The organism is Agrobacterium rubi TR3 = NBRC 13261, assembly GCF_000739935.1.
In the GTDB taxonomy this organism is placed as follows: domain Bacteria; phylum Pseudomonadota; class Alphaproteobacteria; order Rhizobiales; family Rhizobiaceae; genus Agrobacterium; species Agrobacterium rubi.
The window spans coordinates 1-996 of sequence record NZ_BBJU01000053.1; the positions used below are offsets into that span (position 1 = coordinate 1).

Consider the following 996-nt stretch of genomic DNA (forward strand, 5'->3'; position numbering starts at 1 on the left):
GTCGTACGGAAGTAGAACTGTGGACGGTAGTTCGTGAAGAACGGTGTATGACGACCGCCTTCTTCCTTCGTCAGGATGTAGGCTTCAGCCATGAACTTCTTGTGCGGCTTGACAGAGCCTGGCTTGCACAGGATCTGACCACGCTCAACGCCATCGCGCTGTACGCCACGAACGAGAGCACCGATGTTGTCGCCAGCCTGGCCCTGATCGAGCAGCTTGCGGAACATTTCAACGCCCGTAACAGTCGTCTTCGAGGTTGCCTTGATGCCGACGATTTCGACTTCTTCACCAACCTTAACGATACCGCGCTCAACGCGACCCGTTACAACCGTACCACGGCCAGAGATCGAGAACACGTCTTCGATCGGCATCAGGAACGGCAGGTCGATTGGACGCTCTGGCGTTGGGATGTAGGCGTCAACCTGAGCCATCAGCTCGCGGATGGCGTCTTCGCCGATCTTCTTGTCAGAATCTTCAAGAGCAGCAAGAGCCGAACCCTTGACGATTGGAATATCGTCGCCTGGGAAGTCGTAGGACGACAGAAGTTCGCGAACTTCCAGTTCGACCAGTTCCAGCAGTTCTGCGTCGTCAACCTGGTCAACCTTGTTGAGGAAGACAACGATCGCGGGAACGCCAACCTGACGGGCCAGCAGGATGTGCTCGCGGGTCTGTGGCATCGGGCCGTCGGCAGCCGAGCAAACCAGGATCGCGCCGTCCATCTGGGCAGCACCGGTGATCATGTTCTTCACATAGTCGGCGTGGCCGGGGCAATCGACGTGCGCGTAGTGACGAGCAGGTGTTTCATATTCAACGTGAGCCGTCGAAATCGTGATACCGCGTGCCTTTTCTTCCGGCGCAGCGTCGATCTGGTCATACGCCTTGTATTCGCCGAAATACTTCGTGATCGCAGCAGTCAACGACGTCTTGCCGTGGTCAACGTGACCGATCGTGCCAATGTTGACGTGCGGCTTGTTGCGCTCAAACTTGCTCTTTGCC

1 protein-coding gene is annotated in these 996 nt (G+C 56.9%); it reads right to left on the minus strand.

The features are described 5' to 3' along the window. On the minus strand, window positions 1-996 hold a 996-nt coding region (tuf, locus tag RRU01S_RS24905), incomplete at both ends, for an elongation factor Tu (protein WP_045232929.1).